This is a genomic window from Pseudomonas sp. OTU5201 (assembly GCF_038440135.1).
Classification (GTDB): domain Bacteria; phylum Pseudomonadota; class Gammaproteobacteria; order Pseudomonadales; family Pseudomonadaceae; genus Metapseudomonas; species Metapseudomonas resinovorans.
The window spans coordinates 1-280 of sequence record NZ_JASATC010000122.1 but is presented as its reverse complement, the minus strand read 5'-3'; the positions used below and the strand labels follow the sequence as shown (position 1 = coordinate 280).

The window sequence follows — 280 nt, the reverse complement described above, 5'->3', positions numbered from 1 at the left end:
CCGCTGGCACAGCTCCAGCAGTTCTTCGGCGCTGGAGAAGTCGTAGGGCAGTTCGGTGGCGTCCTGGTCCAGTTGCCCGGACTTGGCCTGGGCTTCGTCGACCACGAAACCGCCACCGATGGAGTAGTAGGTGTCGCGGTGCAGTTCGCCACCCTCGCCTTCGACGATCAGGGTCATGGCGTTGGGGTGGTAGGGCAGGTTTTCCTCGAGCAGCAGCAGGTCGCGCGACCAGTCGAAGACCACCGGGTGGCTGCCGTCCAGAAGCAATTCGCGGGACGCC

The 280-nt window shown here is 65.0% G+C and carries 1 protein-coding gene; it reads right to left on the bottom strand.

Annotation, left to right across the window (positions count from 1 at the left end):
• On the bottom strand, window positions 1–280 hold a 280-nt coding region (locus AAHM40_RS27125; protein ID WP_342247455.1), incomplete at both ends, for a serine dehydratase beta chain.